This is a genomic window from Ignavibacteriota bacterium (assembly GCA_016707525.1).
Classification (GTDB): domain Bacteria; phylum Bacteroidota; class Ignavibacteria; order UBA10030; family UBA6906; genus JAGDMK01.
Genome location: JADJHP010000012.1, coordinates 24,977 through 50,051, shown reverse-complemented (window position 1 = coordinate 50,051; position 25,075 = coordinate 24,977). Strand labels below are relative to the sequence as shown.

The 25,075-nt window shown below is 59.9% G+C and carries 16 protein-coding genes; 1 reads left to right on the top strand and 15 read right to left on the bottom strand.

Annotated features, from left to right (window positions below):
- Positions 1 to 4 precede the first annotated feature (4 nt).
- From IPI01_17680 to IPI01_17620, 13 genes are all read right to left on the bottom strand, one after another.
- Positions 5 to 1,066, bottom strand: coding sequence for a zinc-binding dehydrogenase (locus tag IPI01_17680; GenBank protein ID MBK7259592.1), 1,062 nt, complete (start codon positions 1,064 to 1,066; stop codon positions 5 to 7).
- Between the two features lie 30 nt (positions 1,067 to 1,096).
- Complete coding sequence (locus IPI01_17675; protein MBK7259591.1) at positions 1,097 to 2,116, bottom strand: aldo/keto reductase; 1,020 nt, start codon at positions 2,114 to 2,116, stop codon at positions 1,097 to 1,099.
- The gene (locus IPI01_17670; GenBank protein ID MBK7259590.1) at positions 2,029 to 2,547 is read right to left on the bottom strand and encodes a hypothetical protein; all 519 of its coding nucleotides are present in this window, start codon (positions 2,545 to 2,547) and stop codon (positions 2,029 to 2,031) included. The genes IPI01_17675 and IPI01_17670 overlap by 88 nt, the downstream gene beginning before the upstream one ends.
- 132 nt (positions 2,548 to 2,679) lie before the next feature.
- Complete coding sequence (locus IPI01_17665; protein MBK7259589.1) at positions 2,680 to 4,449, bottom strand: peptidyl-prolyl cis-trans isomerase; 1,770 nt, start codon at positions 4,447 to 4,449, stop codon at positions 2,680 to 2,682.
- Between the two features lie 224 nt (positions 4,450 to 4,673).
- Entirely contained in the window at positions 4,674 to 6,428 is a 1,755-nt protein-coding gene (locus IPI01_17660) for a T9SS type A sorting domain-containing protein (GenBank protein ID MBK7259588.1), read from the bottom strand.
- A 181-nt stretch (positions 6,429 to 6,609) separates the two neighbouring features.
- Positions 6,610 to 8,157, bottom strand: coding sequence for a TonB-dependent receptor (locus IPI01_17655; protein MBK7259587.1), 1,548 nt, complete (start codon positions 8,155 to 8,157; stop codon positions 6,610 to 6,612).
- On the bottom strand, positions 8,121 to 9,629 hold the full coding sequence (locus IPI01_17650; protein MBK7259586.1) for a carboxypeptidase-like regulatory domain-containing protein: 1,509 nt from the start codon (positions 9,627 to 9,629) through the stop codon (positions 8,121 to 8,123). Before IPI01_17650 ends, IPI01_17655 begins: the two co-directional genes overlap by 37 nt.
- Positions 9,630 to 10,130: 501 nt before the next feature.
- Positions 10,131 to 12,482, bottom strand: coding sequence for a hypothetical protein (locus IPI01_17645; protein ID MBK7259585.1), 2,352 nt, complete (start codon positions 12,480 to 12,482; stop codon positions 10,131 to 10,133).
- Positions 12,483 to 12,592: 110 nt separating this feature from the next.
- Positions 12,593 to 12,766 carry a hypothetical protein gene (locus IPI01_17640; GenBank protein MBK7259584.1) on the bottom strand — a complete coding sequence of 58 codons (174 nt, stop codon included), beginning with the start codon at positions 12,764 to 12,766 and terminating at the stop codon, positions 12,593 to 12,595.
- Between the two features lie 33 nt (positions 12,767 to 12,799).
- Complete coding sequence (locus IPI01_17635) at positions 12,800 to 13,996, bottom strand: MFS transporter (protein MBK7259583.1); 1,197 nt, start codon at positions 13,994 to 13,996, stop codon at positions 12,800 to 12,802.
- Between the two features lie 124 nt (positions 13,997 to 14,120).
- A complete protein-coding gene (locus IPI01_17630) occupies positions 14,121 to 16,445 on the bottom strand; it encodes a glycoside hydrolase family 3 C-terminal domain-containing protein (GenBank protein ID MBK7259582.1) in 2,325 nt (774 codons plus the stop codon).
- Positions 16,446 to 16,457: 12 nt separating this feature from the next.
- The gene (xylA, locus tag IPI01_17625; protein MBK7259581.1) at positions 16,458 to 17,771 is read right to left on the bottom strand and encodes a xylose isomerase; all 1,314 of its coding nucleotides are present in this window, start codon (positions 17,769 to 17,771) and stop codon (positions 16,458 to 16,460) included.
- Between the two features lie 136 nt (positions 17,772 to 17,907).
- Positions 17,908 to 18,966 carry a LacI family DNA-binding transcriptional regulator gene (locus IPI01_17620; GenBank protein ID MBK7259580.1) on the bottom strand — a complete coding sequence of 353 codons (1,059 nt, stop codon included), beginning with the start codon at positions 18,964 to 18,966 and terminating at the stop codon, positions 17,908 to 17,910.
- 281 nt (positions 18,967 to 19,247) lie between these two features.
- Between IPI01_17620 and IPI01_17615 the strand changes: the two genes are divergently transcribed.
- Positions 19,248 to 20,693 carry a DUF362 domain-containing protein gene (locus tag IPI01_17615; GenBank protein ID MBK7259579.1) on the top strand — a complete coding sequence of 482 codons (1,446 nt, stop codon included), beginning with the start codon at positions 19,248 to 19,250 and terminating at the stop codon, positions 20,691 to 20,693.
- A gap of 233 nt (positions 20,694 to 20,926) precedes the next feature.
- Here IPI01_17615 and IPI01_17610 read toward each other — a convergent pair whose 3' ends face one another.
- Complete coding sequence (locus IPI01_17610; protein MBK7259578.1) at positions 20,927 to 22,504, bottom strand: alpha-N-arabinofuranosidase; 1,578 nt, start codon at positions 22,502 to 22,504, stop codon at positions 20,927 to 20,929.
- Between the two features lie 154 nt (positions 22,505 to 22,658).
- Entirely contained in the window at positions 22,659 to 25,034 is a 2,376-nt protein-coding gene (locus tag IPI01_17605) for a glycoside hydrolase family 127 protein (GenBank protein MBK7259577.1), read from the bottom strand.
- Between the last annotated feature and the right edge of the window lie 41 nt (positions 25,035 to 25,075).

Sequence of the window (25,075 nt, the reverse complement as noted above, 5' to 3'; positions counted from 1 at the left end):
CGCCTCAGCGGATCTCCTCATCGAAGACGACAGCAACCTTCCCGCATTTTCCGCTCGCCATCAATGCATACGCAGCGGCGGCATCCTTGAGCGGGAAGCGGTGTGTGATGAGTTGTTCTGGCCGCACCTTCCAGCGGACGAGCCGCTCCACAAGCTCCTCCATGCGCCAGATGGTTGTCACCCACGACCCGTAGATGGACTTCTGATCGTGGATGATATCCCGTGACGGCTGGAATTCCGACGTGCCCCCCTCGCCCAGGAACACGATCTTTCCCCATTTCCGTGTCGCCTGAATGGCCGTGAGCCGTGCCTTGTTGTTCGCGGAGCAATCGACCGAACGCTCGGTTCCGAACCCGCCGGTCAGGTCCCTGATCTGCGCCACGTTTTCGTCGCCCGCTGTGAGGACCGCGTCGAAGAGTCCCAGGTGCTTCGCGATCGCGATCCGGTCTTCGATCACTTCGATGCCGAAGATCTTCTGTGCGCCCATCGCCCTGCAGAGCATCGCCGTCGCAAGTCCCACCGGCCCGAGGCCCGTGATCAGCACCGCATCATTGCCGGAGATCCCTATCCGCTCGAGCCCTTCATACACCGTCCCGAATCCGCACGCCACCTGAGCGCCGTCAGAGTAACTCAACGCATCGGGGAGCAGTACGAGGTCCTTCTCTTCGGCGAGGAGGAATTCCGCCATCCCCCCGTCTCGCTGCCAGCCATACGCGCGGCGGAATTCGCTCGTACACGATATCATATATCCCCGGCGACAGTCGTTGCACACGCCGCAACCGGAGATATGATAGACGATGGCGCGGTCGCCCTTTCTGAAGCGGCGGCATCCCGGTCCGGTCTCCACGATCTGGCCGCACGGTTCATGGCCGGCGATCATTCCCGGTTGATAGCCCTCAGGCCCTTTGCCGAGATGCTCGTGGTAGATACAGCGGATGTCCGACCCGCAAATGGTGGACGACTTCATCCGGATGAGGACCTCGCCATGCCCCGGGATGGGGATAGGAAAGGACTTCAACTCGAGGGTGCTGTTGCCCGGCAAGATCGCGCCTTGCATTGAACTCATGGGGTACTCCTGTGTGCTCTGTCGTCGTTGTTACGGAGGGGTGATCGTGCCGTCCTGATCCCACAGATCCTCCCACCCCTGTCCATCTTTCCACAAAAACACCTGACCTTTGATCAATCTGCATTCTTTGTCGATCCCCGCGATCGCATGCATGTCGGCTTCGCTCAACGGCGGCAGGAGCGCCGCCTCGAGGTTATCCTTGAAGTGGTTGACCGAGAAGGGGATCGGGATCTGGCCCCGCTGGATCGCCCACCGGAGCGCCACCCTGGCAGGGGCCACCCCCACCCTGCGGGCGATCGCGACGAGCACGGGATCCTCAAGGTCCACGGTGTCATCCGGGGTCCTGTCGCGGTCCGGCCGGCCGGGCGAACCGAGGGGACAATACCCTATCGGTTGGACGGCGTGCTTCACGCAATAATCGAACAGTGCAGGTTGCTGGAAATGCGGGTGCAGTTCCATTTCGTTGCAGGCGGGACGGATACGTGCATCGCGCAGGACGTATTCCAGCTTCGGCACGGTCATATTGGAGGTACCGATGTTCCGCACGAGCCCTTCGTCGACCAGCCGCTCCATCTGTTCCCACGTCCGCATGAACGCCTCGTGGATATACGGCTTCGCATCCGGGCTTCTCATCGTGACGTCGCACTTCGGGGGATGATAGTTCGGGAAAGGCCAGTGCACCAGGAAGAGGTCGAGATGATCGAGCCGGAGGTCGTGCAGGCTCTTCCTGCAGGACTCCCCCACACGGCCATGCATATCGTTCCAGACCTTGGAGGTGATCCAGAGATCCCGGCGTGTGACGACACCGTGGGCGAAGAGGTCGGCGAGTATTGCGCCGATCTGGCTCTCATTCCCATAGACCGACGCGCAGTCGACGTGCCTGTACCCCGCATGCACCGCATGCTGCACGGTCTCTGCAACCAACGCGGGTGAAACGGAGTCGGAACCGAAGGTCCCGAGCCCTATGGCCGGGATGCGTTCTCCCGTGGACAATGTGAAGGATGGTACGGAAGCCGGATCGATCGAAGGAGACGAAGTTGTATGCGCCATGGTCCAGGAAAGCTCAGTGTTGAAAATATCATATGCATTCTCCCCTGCATTGCCCTGACGGCTTGGCGGACCGCATCCTGCAGATGGCTGAGCCAGGCCGCGTATGCGGCGGCTGTGGCACCTGCCTCTGCTTTCTGCGGCGTGACCTCCCCCATCCGCTGCAACGAACCGAACGCCGCGCCGGGAGTGACAAAGATGCCGGCACCGAGTCCGGCCCCGCGTGCGGCTCCCTGGGCACCGTCTGTATCATACAACTCTATTGTCGCATTCGCAACATTGGCGAGCGTTTGACGGAACACCGGGCTCAGGAACATATTCGCATTGCCGGCGCGGATCACCCGGAGGTCCAGCCCCATGTCCTTCATGATGTCGATGCCATAGCGGAAGGAGGAAGCGGTGCGCGCCTCGGCGGCCGTGCGAGGGTGAGCCATGCGAGCGCGGTGCGACCGAAAGAACTCACTCATCGATCGCACCGGGAGCGGTACCTGACCGATGCATACGGGCGATCGGCCAGGGTCCGACAGAAGTGCTGGACCGCCAGTCGCGGGGTGACGTGCGCTGAACTATTGCTGGGAGGCTCTCCTGCCGTCAAGGTAGCGATCGATCACGTGCGTACGCATGACAACAGCATACTTGCTCTTCAGCCGGGAACGGAGCTCCGCTTCCATGAGCGCCCTATGGTGATCGCGATAGTCCTCCCTGATCCGATGGGCGACATTCTCGTAGGAGAGTTGTTGCTCTTTCTGCGTCCCCGCGCATTTGACCAGAGCGTACATGGTGCCGCGCACGGGGTCCTCGTACGCCACCGGTCCCGCGACCTCATGCAATGAGAGCGAGAAGGCCACGGCAGCCAGGTATGGCGGTTCAGTACCGAGATAGGTGTTGTACATTCCGTTCCTGGCGCGGATGTAGGTCTTGACAAGGATCGTCGGAACAAGTTTTTCGAACGGGGTACCGGAGTCGGACCGGCGTTTCAATGCCTCGAGCGGGCCGGGCGTGGAGTCAGGAATGACATAGAGGTTCACTTTTGCGAACTGGTAATACAGAGAGTCTTTGTTCATGGTATAGAACGCATGGAGTGCCCCGTCGGTCGGCTGAGGGATCCTGTTCTCGATCGCATACTGATTGTACAAGCGGAGGATCCCGTCGCTGATGACCGGGTTCTTGCTCTCGGCGACGAGCACATTTCGCTCAAGTCCGAGCGCTTTCGCCTTCTGCACGATCATGTTCGTGCGCGCGGCCTCCAGAAGGAACCGTTGTACATCCTCTCTGGTGATCTTGTTGAATTCACCCATCACCAGCACATCGTTGAGCAGACGAAGGAACTCTTTGAGGTCCACGGTGATGCCGGGGGCGCGGAGGATCCATGCATTCCGGCCATTGGCAAGTGCGGATCGGAGCGTATCCCCATAGCCGGATTGATAGAACCGGGGAATATTCGACCACACCACGATCCGGGCAAGCGCGCCGGTATTCCAGCGCACCCGGTCTTCGTTGATGAGGGATCGTTTGTCCTTCTCGAACTCGGTCTGGATGCGCGCGGCATACTTCTCCTCGATCCCCTTCTGTAACTCCGCCCGGGCCTCCTCGATCGGAGGGACCGCCACCATGTCCCGTCCGAGGATCTTCACGACCCTGATACCCTGCACATCGTGAATGACCTTGATGATGCCGGGGGGCAGGTCGAAGATGGAGGCATTCCCATCATCCTGCATGCTCATGGACCACGTCATCGTCTGCTCCGCGTCGTTCACGGTCAGAGGTGCGCCGGAGGAGATCCGGGAAGCAAATACCGCAGGGTCCTCACCCGCGCGCCAACGCTTCTCGATGCGGGAGGCAAGCGCGGTCAAAGCATCGATCCGTGCCCGGGATGTGCCCTCGGTGATCGGTATGCGGACCTCACGGAAAGTGACCACCCGCCCAAGGCGAGCGTATTCCCGCTGGAAGGCGGGCTCGTTGAGATAGCGCGCTTCATATCTGGTCTTGAAGTAGCTGATCACGAGTTCTTCATTGATCGCCCGTTCCATCTTCCCCCGATAGACCGCACTGTCGGCGAATCCCAATGCAAAGAAGTCCCGGCGCTTCAGCTGATTCGAGATCATGTCATCCAGCGCACGCGAATATCCTTCACGCGGACGGTCACGGTACATGATCCCATACGGATAGTCGCGGACATACTGCTCGAGCTGACCGAGGGTAACGCCCCGCTGCCCCTCGAAGGTCGCGACCGTATCCTGCGGCGTGGTACCCTGCCCAAGGCAGGCGTGCGTCACCGCGACAAAGAGGATGAGAGCGCAGAGGTGTCGGAACGGGAACTGTGGCCGGGAAGTCATAGCGGATCCGATGGAATTTCTGAATGCTTGCTGGAGCAGCCTATCAGGTACAGAATAGCACATCCAACCGGTGATATGCAAACAAAAAATGCCCGATAGAGAAGTATCAGGCAGATCGCGCACCGAAAAAGTCCTCCCGCCGCGGGCCTGGAGCCGCGATCTGTCGATCGCGGCTCCAAGCGGGGGGGCCGCTATTCAGGATCGCAAGCGGGAGTACAGCCGAACTACTTCAGGATCACCATCTGCTTCATCTGCGTCGCTGCGTCGCTGGTCAGGCGATAGAAATACATGCCGGAAGCCAGACCGGAGGCATTGAAGGTGACTTCATGCGAACCTGCAGGCATGACGCCATTGACCAGAGTCGCCATTTCCTGGCCCAGGGTGTTGAACACCTTCAGCGTCGTCACGGCACTCTTGGCGAGGCTGAAACTGATCGTCGTGCTCGGGTTGAAGGGGTTCGGATAGTTCTGCGCAAGGCTGAACTCCACCGGAGCGTCCGGATCCGACGCAACTGCCGTGATCGTCCTGCCGCCCGTAGTGAGGGCTTGCTCGATCGCAGTGTATTCCGCGGTCCGCTGGGCATTCCACTGGGCCTTCCTCACCGGGAACCAGTTCAGGTCGCCCACCGGGAATCCGCCCGTCGCGCCCGTCAACAGTGTGGCGTTGCTGTAGGCAAGATTGACCGGGATCGGCCAGTCCGAATAGACGTAGAAGTCATTTCCAACATTCGTCACGCGCCAGTCCGGAAGGACGTCCGTGCTGTTCGTGTCACACGTCGCGAGGGTGAACGCCTTGAGATTATCCACCTCGGTCGTCATAAGCGTCTTCGGATCCGTGAAGACCGGCGCTTCCGTGTAGTTCGTGCCGAGTGTGAGGTACGGATAGGTGCTGTTGTCGTTGAACATCGTGGTCGTGCGCGAGTTCATGATGATCATCTGGTTCTGCCAGTTCGTGACACCATTCACGCTGTTCGTGTTCAACGTGGAGACGATGCTGCTGAGTTTCGGATCCCAGTAGACAACGTTTCCTTCAAAGAGATACTTCCTCGGCAGTGCTCTGTACTGGTCATAGGACGAATCGGGATCGGGGAACGTATGCAGATTGACGAGGCCCATCGGCTGACCGTCGAGATCCTGTTCGCCGACATCGATCGTGGAGATACCAGGATATGCCTGAACGTTGCAGTTCACATAGATATTGTTGGTGTTGCTGACATTCGTCTGATAACCCCAATCCAGATAGATATTGCCGGAGCAATTGATGAAGGTATTGTGGTTCATGACGACGCGCTTGAACGGATACTGACGGAACTTGTACATCATGCCCTGCGTCATGATATGGGTGCTGTTCTCGACCCACATGGAATCCATGAAGGCGAAGGCATCATACACACCGCCGTTGCGGCGGCAGGGCTGGCCATTCAGGTTCACGAAGTAGCAGTTCTTGATAAGATACCGCTGGCCGGAAGCGCTGCTGGCGAAGAGCACCCACCGGGTGCGTTCGAGGTAGTCATTGTCCAACGTCAGCTTTGCGTTCTGGCCATTTGACCAGAAGAAGTTCCAGCCGAGGTCACGCGCCGCCGTTGCCGGAATGACGCTGCAGTTCTTCACGGTCAGGTCGTACGAATAGTTGATACCACCGGTATTCGCACCGCCCTCATAGGTCGAACCGCAGATGAGCGGCGGGGCCGATGCGGCGTTCGTGTTGTTCACGAGGATCGTCGCGTCACCACCCACGATCGTCACGGGCCGGACGGTGTTCGGCGAATTGACGAGCGGATAGGTACCATTGACCTTCAGCTTGTACACGCGGCCGGCCGGAACGTTCAACGAATCCAGCAACATGGCGTTGTACAGTGAGTTCGGCTGATTGCCCATTTCAACGAAATCTTTAATGACAAGCGTATCCCCGCTGACCGCGGAAACATAATCCATCAGGGTCTGGGACACCGCCATGCTTGCGAGAAGCAACAGCAACATCGAGAGTATTAGCAGCTTCTTTCATGGAATCCTCCTAAATCTGACTGGTTATTGAAGGACTGGTAGAGACTGATATACCATTCACGAGCCTTCACCCTCCGTGTGTTGTTCACGATACCTGACTCTGAATTGTTGACCACGATGCTGCATACCATGCGCGAACGCGACATCTCCGCGCTGATCACATGCTATAGCGCAGACTGAGCTGAATGAACCGCGGTGAATAGGCCGTCGACTGCAGATTCTCAAGGATCTCGCCATCATTGACACGCCGGAATTTCTGATAGGTATACGTGGCATTGTGGAAGAGATTGACCGCATCGAAGATGACGCGGAAGCCTTCGATGGGGAGCTGCTGCTGCAGCGTGAGGTCCCAACGGTAGATGTTGCCGGTGAACTGGTCATCTTCCGGGCGTGCACCAACGGTCGTGATGATGTTCCCCTGCATGTTGAACGACAGACGTCCGGAGAAACCTTTGTAGTCGACGCCGAGGGCGACGTTGATGACGTCATCCGACTGGAACAACAGGCGCGCATTGCGCACCGTGTCGATGGTGATGTACTTGTGACGCGTGATGCGCGGATTGATCGGATCCTGATACGCCGAGTCGATGTTCCGGATCTGCTGGTAATCCATGTCCGACCACGACTTTGTGTAGTTGACCGTCAGAACCAGGCTGTTGAGCGGGACGGGCAGGTACCAGAAGTTGGTCTGCCACTCAAGTTCCAGCCCGCGGACATACGCCGGATTCGGGTTGTTCAGGAACGTCGTGATACGCTGCGAGGGTGTGGGCATGCCCGCGGCCTTGATACCCAGCGCCGTGAACGTCATCGAATCCGGGAACGACGCGTTGTAGTACCCCAGGTTCTTGTAGAAGATGTCCGTCTGATAGAAGAAGTTCCGGATCTTCTTGTAGAACCCGCCAACGGTGAACAACCCGACCTCGCCACTGTACACCGAAACCATCACGTCCAGGTTGTCTGAAATGGCCGGCCGCAATTTCGTGTTGCCTGCCTGTGCTGCCCCACCCGGTTCGAGATAGATGCTCGGCAGAACAGCACGGAAGTCGGGCCGCGCGATGCCCTTCGAGTACGCCAGCCGGATATCGGACCATTCGTTGAACCGGTACCGGAGCTGGGCATTCGGGAAGAAGTCGTTGTCGCTGCGATCCACGACGTTCAGCGTATCGTACAGGTTCGCATACCCATACACCGAGTGTGTCACGTACACGAACTTCGAATGGTATTGCATGTTGTAGTGCTCGTAGCGACCGCCGGCGATGAGGGACACCATGGGGCCGAAGTCGAACGAACCCATCAGATATCCGGCCGAATAGACCTCAGCCCCACCCCAATCGTCCCGCTCCGACGACGGCTTGTGTCGCGCAACCGCCCAGCCCGAGATCGAGGTGCCCATATACTGATCCATCAGATCGCGGTCATACGCGTACTTGAACGGATAGTCGCCCTTCAGAAAGTAGTCGCCGCGTGTGAAGCCGCGGTCCCAGAGATCCCCGAAAAGCACCGGATTGGCTGCCGACAGCCCCTGGTGGTTCGGGAAGAAAGACCGGGTGGCGTTATAGTAGTCGTCATCTGAAGAACCCTTGAACGTCGACTCCACGTCGTTGGCACGCGTCGAACGCGAGAACTTCCCGCCGAACTTGATCTTGGTCGTGATGTCTTCCGACAACGTCACCGGCAGCGTGAAATCCAAAGCGGTATTGTACAATGCTGATCAAAGGCCTCGGAACGCGAGATGACCCATCCCCCTACCTTCGCACCAGGGGCATCATTGGGATCGATCGTGATCCCATACACGTCCTCCGGGGTCATGAAGCGGCGCTGGGAGACGTAGTTGATCGCCAGGCCGCTCGCCGGGTCGACCCCGAACGGACGGTGGGCCTGGTTCTCAAACGTGAAGTTTGTGCCGGGATCGCCATACCGGACGCGCGTGTATTTGTTCGAGAGTGAATGGGACAGCGAGAGCTCGGCCTTCAGATCGCCGAACATGTACTCTCCCTGGAGGGCATTGATCATCAGGGCCTTGCCGTATTTGTCGCGGCTCAGCGTGTAGCCCACGACGGTCTCTTCAAGATCGAGGCGGTTCCGGAACGTGGTGTTGTCGCTCAGGTTATTCGCGAACGTGTTCGAGAAGAGGATCTTACCATGCGGCAGGACATAATCGATGATCACACTGGCGCTGCTGTTGGTGATCACATTCCATTGGTCCTGAAATGTGAACTCGTTCATCTGGTAGGGGGCTTCACCGTACCGGATGGAACCTGCACCATTGATGCCGTACGTGGCCGCCGCGATGTCCTGACCGATGTCCGAACGATCGGCACTTCCCTGCACGAAGATCCCGAGGTTATCATCGAGGAATCGCGAGCTGACGCTTCCCCAGAACTTGTAGTTGTCCGACACACGGTCCTGCGTGTTATAGTTCCCCTGGGCGAACAGATCGCCATGGAACCCGGTCGGTGCTTCCCGCAGGCGCAGATTCACCAAACCACCGAGCGTGTTCGCATCACGGTCGGGGGTCAGCACTTTCATGACCTCGATCGCGGACAACAGGTTGGAGGAAATAAACCCAAGGTTCGTCGACCGGTCATTCATATCGGTGGACGGGATCTGGATGCCGTTGATCAGCACCGTATTGAGTTTCGCCTGCATACCGCGGATGACCACCTGGTCGCCGTTCATCAGCGACACGCCGGGGAGGCGGCTGAGCGCCGTGGCCGCGTTCGCATCGGGCAACTGGTGGATCTTCTCCGAGGAGACCACATTCGTGATCGTGCTCGAGGAGAGTTGCTGATTGATGGCTTCCTGCTGTCCCCGGGCCTGAGCCAGAACGAGAACGGTCTCGCCTTCCAGCGCCTCGGGAACCAGGGAGAAATCCCGCTTGACGATATCACCTGCGTTCACCACCACATGCAGCTTCTTGCTCCGGTAACCGATATAGCGGACGATCAGGGTATAGCTGCCGGGCGGGACGTTCGTGATCACGTATCTCCCATCGAGATTCGTCACAGCCCCCATGCCGGTCCCCTCGATCCACACATTGGTTCCCGTCAGGCGATCATGGGAAAGCGTGTCAGAGATGGAGCCCTCGATCTGACCGGACGTCTGCTGGGCGGTTGCCAGGGCCGAAACGGCGATGATGAGGACGGCAAGTGCGAACACAACGCGTGAATGTCGCATGATGAGTCCCACGAATAGTTGTGTATTGTAGTAGGATTGATGTGTAGTATTTTCGGAGAACCGGGGACAGAACGTCACATCTTCACCAATGGCCCATTCCGAAACCATTCGTCGCACAGACACCAGAAGATGTACCGTTGTCGTTCTACGTCAGTTGTGTACTTGCTCTGTCGCCCGTGTAAGGACACGGCCCAGCAGCAATCTTGAGCGTGGTGCGGGCGACGGTTGCCAACGGATCAAAGGACAGGACTTCAACACTCACATGATTCACGACTGCTCTCTCGGACGATCCCTGGCTCACAGGTGGAGATTAGGGGGAGGGTGTCCGCTGATGATATCCGTCAGTCTAGCATCATATTATGAACTGGTTAAAGAACATTTCAACCGGTTCAAATGTACATTCAACAGTTTCAAAAGTCAAGTAAAAAGAACGCAAAGTCACTTTTATTACAGTCCCCGGTAGTAATGGGGTTTTCCGCCCACAAATTGAATCCCGGTTGATCACGTGGTTTGCTCCTGATCTGCTCTCCACCAGACCCTGGCCGCCGGGATGATCAGCACGCCGTACGCGGCCAGGCCTACCAGAATGGCAACCGTGAAGCCCCAGACCACCGAGACGAGAATGGCAAGAACAGAGCCCAGAACACCGAACGAACAGCTCAGCGCATACAGCCTCGGAATGGCCCGTTCACGCCCCGCTCCTGCGAGTATCCCAAGGGCAACCGGAAAGGGAATGCCCAGCACCACGGCAAGTGGAAGCAGGAGTACCGCCACTGCTCCCAACCGTGATCCATCGCTGCCATCCGCAACGAGGGACAGAACGTGTGGCGACGCGACGATCAGGCACACGCCAAGGACAACGATCGCGATCAAGGCGATAAGCAGCACACCGACAGGTCTGATCCTTGACGCCAGTGCGCCGGAGATGAGACTTCCAACACCCGCCCCCGTCAAGAGTATCGCCAACAGGACAGCAAGGGACGTGGTAGGCGTCCCCACCCACAGGACCAGCTTCTGCAGCAGCGAGACCTCCACGATCATGAAGCCTGCGCCGGCACATAGTGCGATCCATTCCGGCAACGCACCCGCATGAGTTGTCTGCTGATGGGTCGCCGGACGCCGGCGGAGAAGCGCAACGAGGGCAACGACAAGGCACCAGAGGCCGACGAGGACAAGGAGCCAATGCAGTTCACGGGGACCGGACCGGAAGCGGTTATAGAAGTAGGGACTGTCGTCGGTACACGGCGCGATCTGCACCGCGTGCCGGTCCACCGCCGCCTGGAGCGCGATCGGCGACTGCGCAATGACATGGAGGAACCCGTTCATGGGCGACTGGTTCTCCCCCAGCACGCCATGCGGAAGATACGTGACCCGCGGAAAATCCGCTCTGAGGCGAGCGCACACATCGCGCCAGCGGACGGATTCTTCGGTCGAGAACGCCTTCTTGCCGATCACGATCGTCGGCGCATACTCCGATTCGAGGAGCGCAAAATGATGAGGGATCTCCGCCGGTGGCACGCCGGCATCCTGGAACATGGACACCGCGGTGACGAGGACCCGTGAGAGCTCCCACGGATTATGCACGGTCAGAACGATGGCCCCCCAGGGCGAAAGGACCCGGGCATACTCCTTGAACGCCTCGCGCGTGAGCAGGAAATTCTCATTCGTCGCGTACGCCTCGATCCCCTGTACCTGCGCCGTGGACGGCAGCGCCATCACGATGAGGTCCATGGTGTCGCGCATCCGCTGGACGTGGCGACGTCCTTCATCGACGACGACCGAGACGTTGGCAAACTCCGAATAGATCCCACCCGTGTACGAGCGATGGTCGCGTACCATCGCAACGAAATCCGGGTTCACTTCCACCGCGCGGATACTGCCGGCACCTCCCAGGAGACCAAGCAGGACGTCCTTCCCTCCCCCCGGACCGATCACGAGCATCCGCCGCTTTGCCGAATCCGGCAGACAGAGAAATGGGATGGCATTCGTGTGGTGGAGCAACAACTCATGAAGGAAGGGATTGGTTTGTCGGAGGTCGCCATTGAACCGGTACACTTGCGAACCCGCAGCTCCATCGACGAAGAGCTGCATCACCATATCCTGATGCCCGTAGGCGACGAGGTCTGCCCTCCCGAACACGCTCCAGCGGCTGTCGATGATCCGCGGGCGCGCGCCCGGGTCATCGTAGACAGTGTAGAAGTCCTTTTCCGGTGCGACACCGATGGGCACCTCGCCGAGGATCCGCTTCTGGCCCAGCGAGAACAGACCGGCGAATGCCGAGAGTATCAGGACCGCAGTAAGTCCACCTGCCACCTTCCTGCCGTCGAACACGAGTGCGATGCCCGTCCCGCCCCACGCGACGAGAGTGATGCAGAGGACAGCATTCACGCCGCCGAACGTGTTGATGATCCAGAGCGACGCGAGCGCTCCGATCACCGCACCACCGAGGTCGCTTGCGTACGCGAAGGAACCCCAACCCGACGCACCCCGGTAGAGACGGGCGGACAGGTACCCTGCGATCACGAACGGCGTGAGGAGGAGGGGCAGAAAGAGCGCTGGTGATGTGACCGCAGGGGTGGTGACGGCCACAGCGAAGAGCGTGAGAGAGATGCCCAGAAGCAGGAAGAGGTGCCAGGGACGCAAGCCCCCCGCCGCATTTCCCTTCCGCTCGCGCGCATGAGCGACGAATCCACCGGCCCCCAGCCCGAGGATACCCACGGACAGGATGATATACGCCTGGTCACTGACGAAGATCACGGAGGCGATGCGCGTGGCTATCACCTCGAGCGAGAGGATCGCCATCGAGAGCAGGGCCAGCAGTATCGATCGTTGGTTCCGGAGTGTCCTGGTCATTCCTCAACCACGTACAAGAAGGTGCGCATCCATTGCCCTCCCGGGGAGGGACCCGGGAGGTCTTCGTCACTTCGTCATGCCGGGCCCCACGGGATCGGCCCGACGGCCGGTCATGCGTGCGATGCTGCGGTTAGCTGGCGTTCCGTGTCGTCCTGGATCCTCAGGTTCAGCTGTTTGGTTATGCCGTAGTGCAGCAAGCATACGATCACGATACCGAAGAACACCGCCGGATACACACTGATCGCAAGCCTGATGCCGAGCAATGCTTCCGCCGTCTCCACCATGTTCGCCCTGTAGCCATGAAGGAAAGGATCGCGCTATGAGAACCCACCCAGGCTGAGGCCGGTTTTCAGGCCAAACAGGATCGTCGCATAAATGACGCCTGTCGAGCGCCGGTTGAACTTCCACTCGGCGTAATCTGCCACATCCGCGAAGATCGCCCAGATCAGCGGGATGGTCGGTCCATAGCTGAGCGCCCGCAGCCATTCCGTAATGAAGATCGACCAAATGGCATCCGCCGGCAGGAAGATGAAGGCGGCCATGAACACCGTGGTGATGCTGAAGCCGGCGATCGCCACGGCCTTCTTACCGAACCGCACCGAGAGGGCCGTGGAGAACCCGACACCGATCATGGTGAAGATCTGGCTGCTGATGTTCAGCAGGCTGAATCCGACGGACGACACGTTGGTCTGCTGAGGATCGACGACCAGCCCGAACGTGTCGAGCAGCCATACCCCCACGCCGCCTTCATGCACCCCAACACTGGTGAGTCCCCACTGCTGCAGGAAGGTGAACAGACTTGCCCGGTCGACATAGTACTGGAAGAAGTAGAACACCGTCCCGCCGCGCATGGCAAGGACGAGAAAATGTGCGAGCGTGAGGATGAACATTGCGATCCACGGACCGTTCTTCAGGAGGTTGCCGAAGTCTTCCTTCACCGACACCTTCTGTTCCCTGACCGGCGGGATCCGTTCGCGCGTGGCCAGGAACGTGATCACGAACGCCACCACACAGACCACGGCCCAGATCCCCATCGTCAGTTGCCATCCCTTCGCTGCGTCACCCTGCCCGAGCTTCAGAACGAGCGGCAGGGTGAAGCCGCCGACGAGAAGCTGAGCAACGGTAACGGACACGAAGCGGTATGCGGACAGGCTCGTCCGTTCGTGCACATCGCCCGTCATCACTGCCGTCATTGCCGCATACGGCGTGTTGTTGGCGGAATACAATGTCATCAGGAGCATGTTCGTCAGAAGCGCCCATACGATCTTGCCGGTCATATCGAAATCCGGCACCGTATAGGCGAGGACCATGACGATCCCCCAGGGGAGGGCGGTCCACAACACCCACGGACGGAATTTCCCCCACCGGGTGTTCGTCCGGTCCGCGATCGTCCCCATCAACGGATCGAAGAACGCATCCCAGAAGCGCCCGACGAGCAACAATGTTCCCGCGACCCCTGCAGCGAGACCCATGGTATCGGTGTAGAAGCTCAACTGGAACAGGATCATCGTCATGAAGACGAAGTTCGCTGCACCGTCGCCGAGGCTGTAGGCGATCTTTTCGCCGACCGAGAGTTTCTGTGTTCCTGCACTACCACCTCACATGGTTGCTGTGGATCATGTTCTCGACGCAATGGGATCAGCGCACGGACAACGTGACGCTGACCTGGTCTTCGTCCCTTGATGACGAGCCGACCATGATGCGGAACTCACCGGGTTCGACCTTCCATTCGCCCGAGATGGTCGTGAAGCTGAGAAGATCAGGCGTGATGGGCAGGCTGACACGCGTGGTCTCTCCCGCCCCGAGGGTGACTCTCGTGAAGCCCCGGAGTTCCTTGACCGGCCTCGTGACAGAGGCAACGACATCACGGACATACAACTGGACGACCTCGGTCCCTTCCCGCTCCCCGGTATTCGTCACCTCCACACTCACGCTCGTGGATTCGCCGGTCCCGATGCAGGGTGCAGCGAGGCTGATGTTGGACAGGGAGAACTGTGTATAACTCAGACCGAATCCGAAAGGATACAGAGGCGTCGATTCGTCGAAGAGGTATCCCCTGCGTGCCGAAGGTTTGTGATTGTAGTAGCACGGCACATGTCCGACCGACCGTGGGAAGGAGATCGGCAGTTTTCCCGAGGGGTTGACGTCGCCAAAAAGGATGTCGGCGACCGCATGCCCCGCCTCCTGACCAAGATACCAGCAGGCCATGATCGCCGCAACTCGTTGATGAGCGATCGTCAGGGAATGCGGGCGTCCGCAGAAGAGGACCATGACCACCGGCTTGCCTGTCGCCGCCATGGCCTTCAGCAAGTCGCCCTGCCGGCCGAACAGTTCCAGACTTGTCCGGTCTCCCATGTGGGCACGGTTCCACGCTTCACGCGACGTCTGCTCGTTGTCGCCGACCACCAGCACCACCAGGTCGGCCTTGCGCGCGACGGAGACCGCCTCCGCCAGGCGCTGTTCCTCCCCTGCGGAGTCCGGGAGATGCACCTCGTCCTCATTCCAGCTTCCGCCTTCCGTGATCCTGCAGCCTGCGCTATGCAGGACGGTGCAATCTTTGCCGATCCGATCCCGGATCGCGTCCAGGACGGTCGATGTGAAGCGCGGGACACCACTGTACCCACCAAGCAGCACCCGGTCCGCATTCGGCCCGATCACGGCGACCGTCCGGTACTTCATCGGGTCGAGGGGAAGTATCGCCCCCTCATTCTTCAGGAGCGTGATCGTCTCACAGGCAGCGCGCCGCGCCAGCGGCCGTTCCTCCGCCAGCGTCCGATCGGGATCGAGTACAGATGGATCGACATAGGGATCTTCGAACAGTCCGAGGAGGAACTTCTGGTACAGCAGCGGCCGGACCAGCTCGTCGATCGCGGACTCTTCGAGCGCGCCATCGCGCACCAGCTGCGTGATCGACGGGTAGCAATCCGGTTCCGGGTACTCCAGGTTCACACCCGCCTTGACGGCGAGTTGTGCGGCTTCGGCTTTGCTGCCCGCCACGCCGTGGCTGGTGGCTTCCTCGCGTTGATGCAGTTCGGTGATCGCGTAGTAGTCCGATACGACCGTCCCGGCAAATCCCCACTCCGTGCGGAGAACATCGCGCAGCAGCCACGGGTTCGCATGCGAGGGTGCGCCGTCGATCTCGTTGTAGGCGGCCATCACGCTTTGCGCGTTGGCATGGGCAAGGACTTCGCGGAACGGATAGAGGAACGTATCGCGCAACAGGCGTTCCGAAACGTTGACGGGGGCACAATTGGTGCCGGATTCCGGCTGTCCGTGTGCGGCAAAATGCTTGAGCGTGGCGATCAGGTGCCTGCGGTCGCGGAACGATGCATCTCCCTGAAAGCCCCTCACTGCCGCGATGCCCATACGGGAGACCAGGTAGGGATCCTCCCCGAAGGTCTCTTCCACGCGTCCCCACCGCGGTTCGCGGGCGACATCGAGCACGGGGGTGAGCGCCTGATGCGCGCCCCGGCTCCGGACATCGGCGGCGATGCCGGCATAGATCCTTTCGACAAGGTCCGGATCGAAGGTCGCTGCGAGGCCGATCGGCTGGGGATAACTCGTCGCATCCCGTCCGGCGAGCCCATGCAGGCACTCCTCGTGGAAGATCACCGGGATGCCCAGCCGCGTGTGTTCGACGAAGATCCGTTGGATCTCGTTCGCGAACTCGGCGGTCTCGCGCGGGGACAACCCCCCGTTCGTATCGCTGAGCCGCGCGATCTGTCCCACACCGAACGGCAGATGTTTCTGCACGACACAGGCATCGGGTTTGCCATCGCTGTTCAGTACCCGGACATCCTTCTCGTGCCAGACGCAGACCATCTGCGCGACCTTCTCCTCAAGCGTCATGTGCCGGAGGAGGTCCTCCACGCGTTCGCCGATCGGACGCCGGTGGTCTCTGTAACCTGTACGTGCGGTTGACTGACCGACATCCGCACTGGAAATATCATCGAGCGTTGCCATGGGGTGAGGGCCTCACCGGATATACGAGTTGATGAGATTCTCCAGCATCTCCTGCCTGCCGCTCGCCAGCACGGGTTCCTGGGCTTCAAGTTCGCGGCGGTAGATGTCGGCAAAGCCGACCGTGCCATCCATGATGTCCTTCCCGATGCCGGAGGTGAAGCTGGCATAGCGGTTCGCCAGATGCTGAGCGAGGACACCGTCACTGATGATCTCGTGGGCGATCAACAGGCCGCGGGCAAAGGTATCCATGCCACCGATGTGCGCATGGAAAAGATCGAGCGGGTCGGTGGAGCTCCGGCGCACCTTTGCATCGAAGTTGAGGCCGCCCGTGCCGAGCCCACCCTGCTGCAGGATGATCATCATCGCGAACGTCGTACTGTAGACATCCGTGGGGAACTGGTCCGTGTCCCAGCCGAGCTGGAGATCACCGCGGTTGGCGTCGACGCTGCCGAGCGCGCCCGCCGCGGAGGCCACGGCGAGTTCGTGCTCGAACGTGTGTCCCGCCAGCGTAGCGTGGTTCGCCTCGATGTTCAATTTGAAATGATCGTTCAGTCCGTACGCACGGAGGAATCCGAGCGAGGTCGCCGCGTCGAAATCATACTGGTGCTTTGACGGTTCCGCCGGCTTGGGCTCGATCAGGAATTGTCCCGTGAACCCGGTCTGTTTCTTGTAGTCGACGGCCATGCGGAAGAAGCGGGCCATCTGGTCCTGTTCACGCCGGATATCGGTATTGAGGAGGGTCTCGTACCCTTCCCGCCCACCCCAGAACACATAGTTCTCACCGCCGAGCATCCGGGTCACATCGATGGCGAGTTTCACCTGGGCCGCTGCACGGGCCATGACCGCGGCGTTGGGACTTGTCGCCGCACCCTGTCCGTAGATCGGATCGCCGAAGAGGTTCGCGGTGCCCCACAGCAGTTTGATCCCGGTCTGTTTCTGCAGGACCTTCGCCTGTTCGGCGATCGCCTCCAGGTTCCGGCAGCTCTCTGCGAACGTGGCACCCTCAGGCGCGATGTCACGGTCGTGGAAGCAATAATACGTGACGCCCAGTTTCTGGAGGAACTCGAATGTTGCGTCGAGCGTCTTCCGTGCGATCTCCATCGGCGACCCCCCTTCGCTCCACGCACGCTTCATGCTCGGCGCGCCGAACATATCCGCGCCGGAGCCTTTCATCGTATGCCAGTACGCCACCGAACAGCGCAGGTGGTCGGCCATGGTCTTCGTCCCGACCTTTCGTCCCTTGTCATACCATTTGAACGCGAGTGGGTTCTTCGAATCGCAGCCCTCGTACGATATCGGTGACGGAACATCGGGGAAGTATACCATGGGAAGTTGCCTTCATTCTCTAGTGGGGGCGAATCTGGGAAAAATTTCATTCTAACACACATGAATCAGTCAAAACGTCATTGACCCGGTTCAATTCACAGCACGGCGAGAAGCCTCTCTCCACTGTTCTGCTGTCTCAGGCCGGTACGGAAGAACCAGGTGCGCTGATAGACCGGGTGGTCTCGCGGATCACAAATTCCGTTTCCAACACAACGCGCTCGATCGGGAGGATGTGCTGTGACTCGATGTTCCGGATCAGGATCTCGGCGGCCCTCATGCCGATATCATGCTGCGGTGCACGTATCGTCGTCAACGGGATCGGGTACATCTGGGCGTAATAGATATCGTCGATGCCGACCAACGAGATGTCTTCCGGCATACGGATCTTCAGTTCGCGCAGGGCGCACATCACCGCGAGCGCCTGATGATCGTTGAAGCAGACGATCGCGGTCGGATATTCGGAGCGCGGCCGTTCATTGAAATACTCTATCGTCTTCTGGTAGGCTTCGTCGTAATGCGAACCGGCATAGACGATGTTTTCCTTGCCGAACACCAGCGGGCTCTCGCTGAACGCGTACCGGAATCCTTCCACGCGTTCCATCGTGTGCGAGGAGTGGGGCGGACCGGCGAAATGCACGATGCGCTGATGACCGTTCTCGATCAGATACTTCACCGCACGTTTGACGGCTTTTATATTATCGATCGCAACGACGTTCGCCTGGATCCCCTGGACGTCTTCCAGCAACACGAACGGATAGTTCACCATCTTCAGCATATAGAGATGCTCGAATTCGGCGGTGCCGGCGACCACGGGTGCGATGATCGCACCTTTGATATCCTTCGCCGAGAACAACCGCGTCAGTTTCTTCTCGTTCTCCACATCATCATCCGATCCGGCGACAACGACTGCGTATCCCTTCGATGCAGCATACTCCTTCGCACCAGCCGCGATCGCCGTGTAGAAGGGATAGGAAATGTCCTTCAGGATCAACCCGATGCTCTTCTCGGGATGCTCGCCACGCAGGTTCCGCGCCGTCCCCTTCGGCCGGTAATTCATCTCCTTCATCAGCTCCAGGATGTGGTCGCGGGTGGAGGACTTGACGTTCGACTTGCCGTTGATCACTGCCGAGACGGTTCCCTTCGACACCTTCGCGCGGCGCGCCACATCTGAGATGGTGACCTTCTTTCCTGACACTCTTCTCCCTTCCTCGTTTGGGTCCTTGTTCTGTACTTTCATAGCCAGAAATGAACCGGTTCAAGTATACATGATTGGATATCAAAAAGCAAGAACTAAAACCAAAGTTTGACATTGTCAAAAACACCCCCTATTATCTGCTGTCCCGCAAGGTCCGCAACCCGGCCCCTGCCTATCCTCCGGAACCGCCCTTGTGGTTCGTTCCGGACCATCGGACAGGAGACCCTGGTCAGCCTCGCACCCTCCGGGCTCCCTGTCCCCTACTTCAGGAAAGCGCACATATGAAACGATCACACAGCAGCCCGTACCATGCGAACGACGTATGCCGCCGTGATTTTCTCCGTGCGGCCGGCACCGCGGCATTCGGCATGGCCCTCTCGCCCCTCCTCATCCCACGGAGCGCATTTGCGCACATGGACGCAACATCTCTGGCCACGGTGGGTATCGCCGACACCACCACCACTGCGGCGGATGCCTATGATGTCGCCGCCGTGAAGGCAAAGGTCCAGGCGCTGTTCGAGGCCATCGGCGGGATCTCTGACATTGTCCGTACCGATTCCAAAGTGGCGATCAAGATCAACCTTGTCGGCGGCTCCGGCAGCGCGAGCAGCGCCGCGCTCAAGGGCGTTCCGATCACCGAGGCAATGTGGACACATCCGGCCGTGATGCGCGCCGTTGCGGAACTCCTCGTCGATGCCGGTGTCTCCCCGGGCAACATCACGATCGTCGAGGCGCTGTGGGATACAGGGACGAACGCGCCGTTCGGCGCGACCGACACCTTCGGGTTCACCGCGGCGAAGAATGCGATCGGCTGCCAGTTCATCAATCTCAGTGCCGCCGCACCGTATCCGGACCTCGCGACGGTGACGACCGGAGCACCGTATCACAACTTCGCGTCGTTCTCGATGAACCGGATCCTCACGGAGGTCGACACGTACATCTCGATCCCGAAACTGAAGCACCACTACGAGAACGGATTCTCCGGCTCGCTGAAGAATCAGGTCGGGATCGTCCCCATCACAGGCTATACCCTCCCCAGCAATACCGGCAATCGCTCCGCGTTGCACAGTGCGGACGGCGGCTCCTCAACCCTCTATCTCCCCCGCTCCGTGTGCGACCTCAACAAGGCACGACCGGTCCACCTCGCGGTGATCGATGGCATCCGCAACGCCACGGGAGGCGAAGGCGTCTGGAATCCGACGTTCGCGCCCGCCCGTCGCCACGCACTGATCGTCGGCAAGGACCCCGTCGCTACCGACACGATCGGCGCTCAGCTGATGGGACTCGACGCCGAGGCCGCGACGATTCCGCTTCCGAAAGGCGGTGGAGCCACGTGCGACAATCATCTTGCCCTGCTCAATGCCCGCGGTGCAGGCACGAACAAACGGTCCGAGATCACCCTCACGGGAGACGGCACGCACCTCGTCACCTCCGTTGCCGAACGCGCCACCGGCCTGCCTCACGACAGCTACAGGCTCCTCCCGAATTTTCCGAACCCGTTCAACCCCGCAACCCGGATCACATACACCGTTCCCCGGAACGGTCACGTCTCGCTGTCCATCTTCTCCGTGACCGGAGCGAGGATCCAGGTGCTCACGGATGAAGAGCATGCGGCGGGCGACCATCAGGTCGTCTGGACGCCCGAGGCCCTGCCCAGCGGAACCTATTTCTGTCGCATGCAGGCCGACGGCTTCTCCGAGACCATCAAGCTCCTCTATGTCCGATAACCAGGAGACGGACTGCCGGTACAGCGACCACGCATATCCGGGTGGAAACACGTGGCCTCTCTGGCGGGTAGAACCTCGACCAGTTCGCGCCGCCGCTGTTCCGCTGATCCGGCCATAGCGTGACCGATCCCCGCTCACCTCTTTGTGCCGTCTGCGCCGACGGCACAAAGAGGAGGAGACGTACAGGACCAAGGAAGAGCAGCGGCCCACCACACCCCTCTGCAACCAGCGACCTACCGCAGTTCGAGCGTCACCACCGCGTGAGCGGGGAGTGTCACTGTGACGACGCCATTCTCGACCGTTGCACCTTTGAACGGCGTGATCGTCACCGCCTCGGGCTTCCCGAATTCGTTATGCGCATTCATGGCCGCGCCCGCGATGATCTCTCCGGTCACTGCCGTTGCTTTCGCACCGGCCAGCGTGCAACGGACCTTCTGGGGATGCGCCGGATCCAGGTTCGCGATCGACAGATGCACCTTCCCGTCCTTGTCGCGTGACGCGGACGCGCTGAGTGCCGGGATGGTCTTTCCACCATTCGTACACGTGCCCGACTGCAGGTCCACCGGAAGCATGACAGCATCCTGATGTACGGTGTACATCTTGTACACGTAATATGTGGGTGTCAGGAGCATCTCCTTGTCGCGCGTCAGGATCATGGCCTGGAGAACGTTCACCATCTGTGCGATGCTGGTCAGCTTGACGCGGGAGCAATACTTGTGAAAGAGGTTCAGATTGACCGCTGCTACCACCGCATCGCGAAGCGTATTCTGCTGGAAGAGGAAGCCCGGATTGGTCCCCGGCTCAACGTCGAACCAGTTGCCCCATTCGTCCACGATCAGACCGATCCGCTTTCCGGCATCGTAGGTGTCCATGATCGCTGAATGCCGCTGGATCAACTCCTCCATCTTCAGCGTACGCGAGAGACTCGTGAACCAATCCCGCTCCTCGAACGCCGTCGCCGAACCCTTGTGGTTCCAGTCATCCACCGTATAGTAGTGCAACGAATAGCCGCTCAGAAATCCCTGCAGCCATCCGTCGGTCTCGCGCCACTTCTTCATGATCGTTTCGGTCCAGGCATAATCCTCCGGGAGGCCGCCGGATGAGATCTTGTACAACCTGTTCCCATCGAAGTCCTTGAGGAAGAACGAGTACCGCGCAAATTCGTTGGCATAGTGCGCTGCATCCATGATACCGCCGCAGCCGAACGTCTCGTTCCCGACGCACCAGAACCGCACGTTCCACGGGGCGTTTCTACCGTTGCTCCTGCGTAATGTGCTCATCGGGTTCTCCCCCGCCGACGTCATGTACTGCACCCAATCGGCCATCTCCTTCACGCTGCCACTCCCGATATTCCCACAGATCACCGGCTCGGACCCGAGTTGCTCACACAGGTCCATGAACTCATGCGTGCCGAAGCTATTGTCTTCCGTGACGCCTCCCCAGTTCGAGTTCACCATCCGTGGACGGCTCGCGCGTGCCCCGATGCCATCGCGCCAGTGATACTCATCGGCGAAGCAACCCCCGGGCCAGCGGATCGCGGGGACCTTGATCTTCCTGAGCGCATCGAGGACATCCGTACGGATACCCCGTGTATTCGGTATCGCACTGTTCTCCCCCACCCAGAGTCCGCCGTAGATGCCATGGCCAAGATGTTCGGCGAACTGGCCATAGATGAATTTGCTGATCGTGTCTTTGCCTGCATCGGCGTGAACCACCAGAGTATTGCCCGCCTGGCCCAGGAGCAGGCCGGGCGCGACGATGAGCATGGCAATGAGGAAAACAGATCGTACCTTCATGAGATTCGTTTCCATTGAGTGTTCCTGATGTGGTGTGCCGGACGCATACTGGCTTCCGGGCACGGATTGTGTTTTCAGTGATGGCATGCCTGTTTCACTGTTCTTGCGCCCGCCCGCCGGACCGCATCCCCGGTCGATCCGGGGAAAGATCGCGCGCGCGGATGTCCGGTCAAGGCCCCCCCACCGTGTCTCCTGCTCTGACCAGCCGGAGTCCGTACACAGCGCCCGCGGTGGAACCGGGCAGTGACCGGAACGTCACCCGTATTCCCGCCTTCCCCCGGACGAGCGCGTCAGGTATCGCATACTCGATCTCCTGAAATGTCGAGTGGTTCCACCGTCCGGTGTTGTCCTCCTCGTACAGGAGTGTGTCATCGACGAGGATCGAAAACTTCCTGTTCCCCCACTCTGCTCCCCAATACGTGACGCGGAGCCCCAACCCGACGGCATCATGCGTCGCCATCTCATAGCCGAAGGACCCTCCATCGTATGCATCACGCCAGAGCCGGTCGAGCGTTGAACCCGTGCGGGAACGATCGGTCTGCATCGCGTGGTCCATTTCCGGTTGCTGCTCGCCTGACGCGACGCGGTCGATCGTACGGCGATCGAGCGCCATGCGTTTGCCCTCGGCAGCGGCAAGCGAGTCGCGCAAAGCGCCGTACTCTGCATCCGTCACCGACATCCAATACATCATGTACCTTGTGTCATGAATGCCGAAGAAGGGTTCAAGCCGCAACGGGATCGGATTGACCATTCTGAGGCCGGGCGCCGTGAAGGTGAGCGATTGTCCGGGAACCGGCACGAATGCCTCAGGGAGGAGAGCAGGGTCACTGCTGAGAAGGATCGGAGCCCCGTCGACAGGCAACCGTTCTCCCGCGGGTATCTGTCCCCATCGGCCATCGTCCGCAACGAGACCTGCGAGATCCTCGGTGCCTGTCCTCGCCCCGAGCAGCACGGGTCCGTACATGAACGCCCGATAGGCCGGGACATTGGGCAGGGGTTCGGAAGTGATATGCATCGGCAGATGGACCTCGACGATGTCTCCGGCCTTCCATCGCCGGTCGACGGGCACGTAGGACGAGGGCCGAGAATGGACCGAAACCGTTTCCCCATTGACTACGACACGAAGTCCGCCGTCCGGGACCCATGAGGGATGGCGGACCATCAGACGGATCCGGCCGGACCCTGCAATGATCCGGATCCGGGTCTGCGCCTCATACGGAAACGTCGTTTCCTGCCTGATCCGCAGTCCCTTTTCCTTCCACTCAAGTTCAGACGCAATGAACAGGTTGAGGTACAGATCGGAGCTCCCATGCGTATAGATGAACTGACCATATTTCCCGTGGTTCTCCATTCCCGTCCCGACGCAACACCACATCGCCTGGTTCGGTGCGGAGTACACCCGGTAGTGCCGGGGGCGGGCCGGGGTGAAATACACGAATCCACCATGCTCCGGGTGTTGCGTCGACAGCGTGTGATTCAACAGGGTCCGTTCGTAGTAGTCGGCATAACACGCCAGCGGCTCCACTCTGAACAAACCTTCCGTGAGCCGGAGCATATTGTAGGAATTGCAGGACTCAGGGCCTTCCACATCCGAAATGAAGTCGTCGCATGCCGCGGGAGCGGGAAAGAACTCCCTCCTGCTGTTGCCGCCGAAGGCAAGGCTCCGATGTCCCGTTACCGTTTCCCAGAAGAACCTGCCCGCAGCCGTATACCGATCATCGTGCATCAGTTCTCCGATACGCTGAAACCCGATGACCTTCGGTATCTGGGTGTTTGCATGCTTGTTGTCCAGTTCGTCACGCCCCGCTGCAAGCGCATCACGGAGGACCGCATGGGAGAACTTCTCTCCGGTCGCCAGATACTTCGCATCGCCCGTGATGGCGTATGCATCGGCAAGGACCTCGGGCATGCCACCATGTTCGGTCTCGAGCATTGATTGCATGACGGAATCCGGAAGGGCGGAGGTCAGGGCGACAGCCCAGTCGCAGAAACCCAGGAAGAGATCCCGCGCATTCCGGTTACCGGCATAGACCCAGGCGTCGCGCAACCCGGCGTACATTTTGTGGACGTTGTACCACGGGACCCACGCGGCACGATAGGGTCCCAGATCCCCGGCCTTCACGGCGGACCAGATCGCGGCGCTGTTGGGAACGCCACCAACATAGCCGGCACCCCATTGCGCGTGGCTTCTCCGGTGGGCATCGGCGCAGGAGCGGAGTTCCGCGACGATATGATCCAGACGCCGCCTGCACTCGCTGTCGCGCGTCGCTGCATAATTCATGGCCATGGCAGACAGGTAGTGGCCCGCGATGTGACCGTCGAGTCCATCCCAGTTCGGATAGCTGGCGGCCTTTGGCGGGAGACCGGCCTCTTTCCGGTATGGCGCCAGCAGCCGGTCGACATCATACTGGAGAAGGACCCGGATGTTCAGGTCACGGGCATGACGAAACGGACCGTCCAGCAGGACGATATCATCGGGAGGAAAAGTGTTCGTGTACAACTTTTCCCCGGGGTGTGCGGCGCTGACCCAAAGGACAGACCACATGGCCACGACGAACAGGATGCTTATCACGCGTCGCTTCACGG

Coding starts and splice junctions, on each gene's coding strand:
- IPI01_17680 (MBK7259592.1), bottom strand. CDS start 1,066: ATGAGTTCAATGCAAGGCGCGATCTTGCCGGGCAACAGCACCCTCGAG.
- IPI01_17675 (MBK7259591.1), bottom strand. CDS start 2,116: ATGGCGCATACAACTTCGTCTCCTTCGATCGATCCGGCTTCCGTACCA.
- IPI01_17670 (MBK7259590.1), bottom strand. CDS start 2,547: ATGGCTCACCCTCGCACGGCCGCCGAGGCGCGCACCGCTTCCTCCTTC.
- IPI01_17665 (MBK7259589.1), bottom strand. CDS start 4,449: ATGACTTCCCGGCCACAGTTCCCGTTCCGACACCTCTGCGCTCTCATC.
- IPI01_17660 (MBK7259588.1), bottom strand. CDS start 6,428: ATGTTGCTGTTGCTTCTCGCAAGCATGGCGGTGTCCCAGACCCTGATG.
- IPI01_17650 (MBK7259586.1), bottom strand. CDS start 9,629: ATGCGACATTCACGCGTTGTGTTCGCACTTGCCGTCCTCATCATCGCC.
- IPI01_17645 (MBK7259585.1), bottom strand. CDS start 12,482: ATGACCAGGACACTCCGGAACCAACGATCGATACTGCTGGCCCTGCTC.
- IPI01_17640 (MBK7259584.1), bottom strand. CDS start 12,766: ATGGTGGAGACGGCGGAAGCATTGCTCGGCATCAGGCTTGCGATCAGT.
- IPI01_17635 (MBK7259583.1), bottom strand. CDS start 13,996: ATGACGATGATCCTGTTCCAGTTGAGCTTCTACACCGATACCATGGGT.
- IPI01_17630 (MBK7259582.1), bottom strand. CDS start 16,445: ATGGCAACGCTCGATGATATTTCCAGTGCGGATGTCGGTCAGTCAACC.
- xylA (MBK7259581.1), bottom strand. CDS start 17,771: ATGGTATACTTCCCCGATGTTCCGTCACCGATATCGTACGAGGGCTGC.
- IPI01_17615 (MBK7259579.1), top strand. CDS start 19,248: ATGAAACGATCACACAGCAGCCCGTACCATGCGAACGACGTATGCCGC.
- IPI01_17610 (MBK7259578.1), bottom strand. CDS start 22,504: ATGGAAACGAATCTCATGAAGGTACGATCTGTTTTCCTCATTGCCATG.
- IPI01_17605 (MBK7259577.1), bottom strand. CDS start 25,034: ATGTGGTCTGTCCTTTGGGTCAGCGCCGCACACCCCGGGGAAAAGTTG.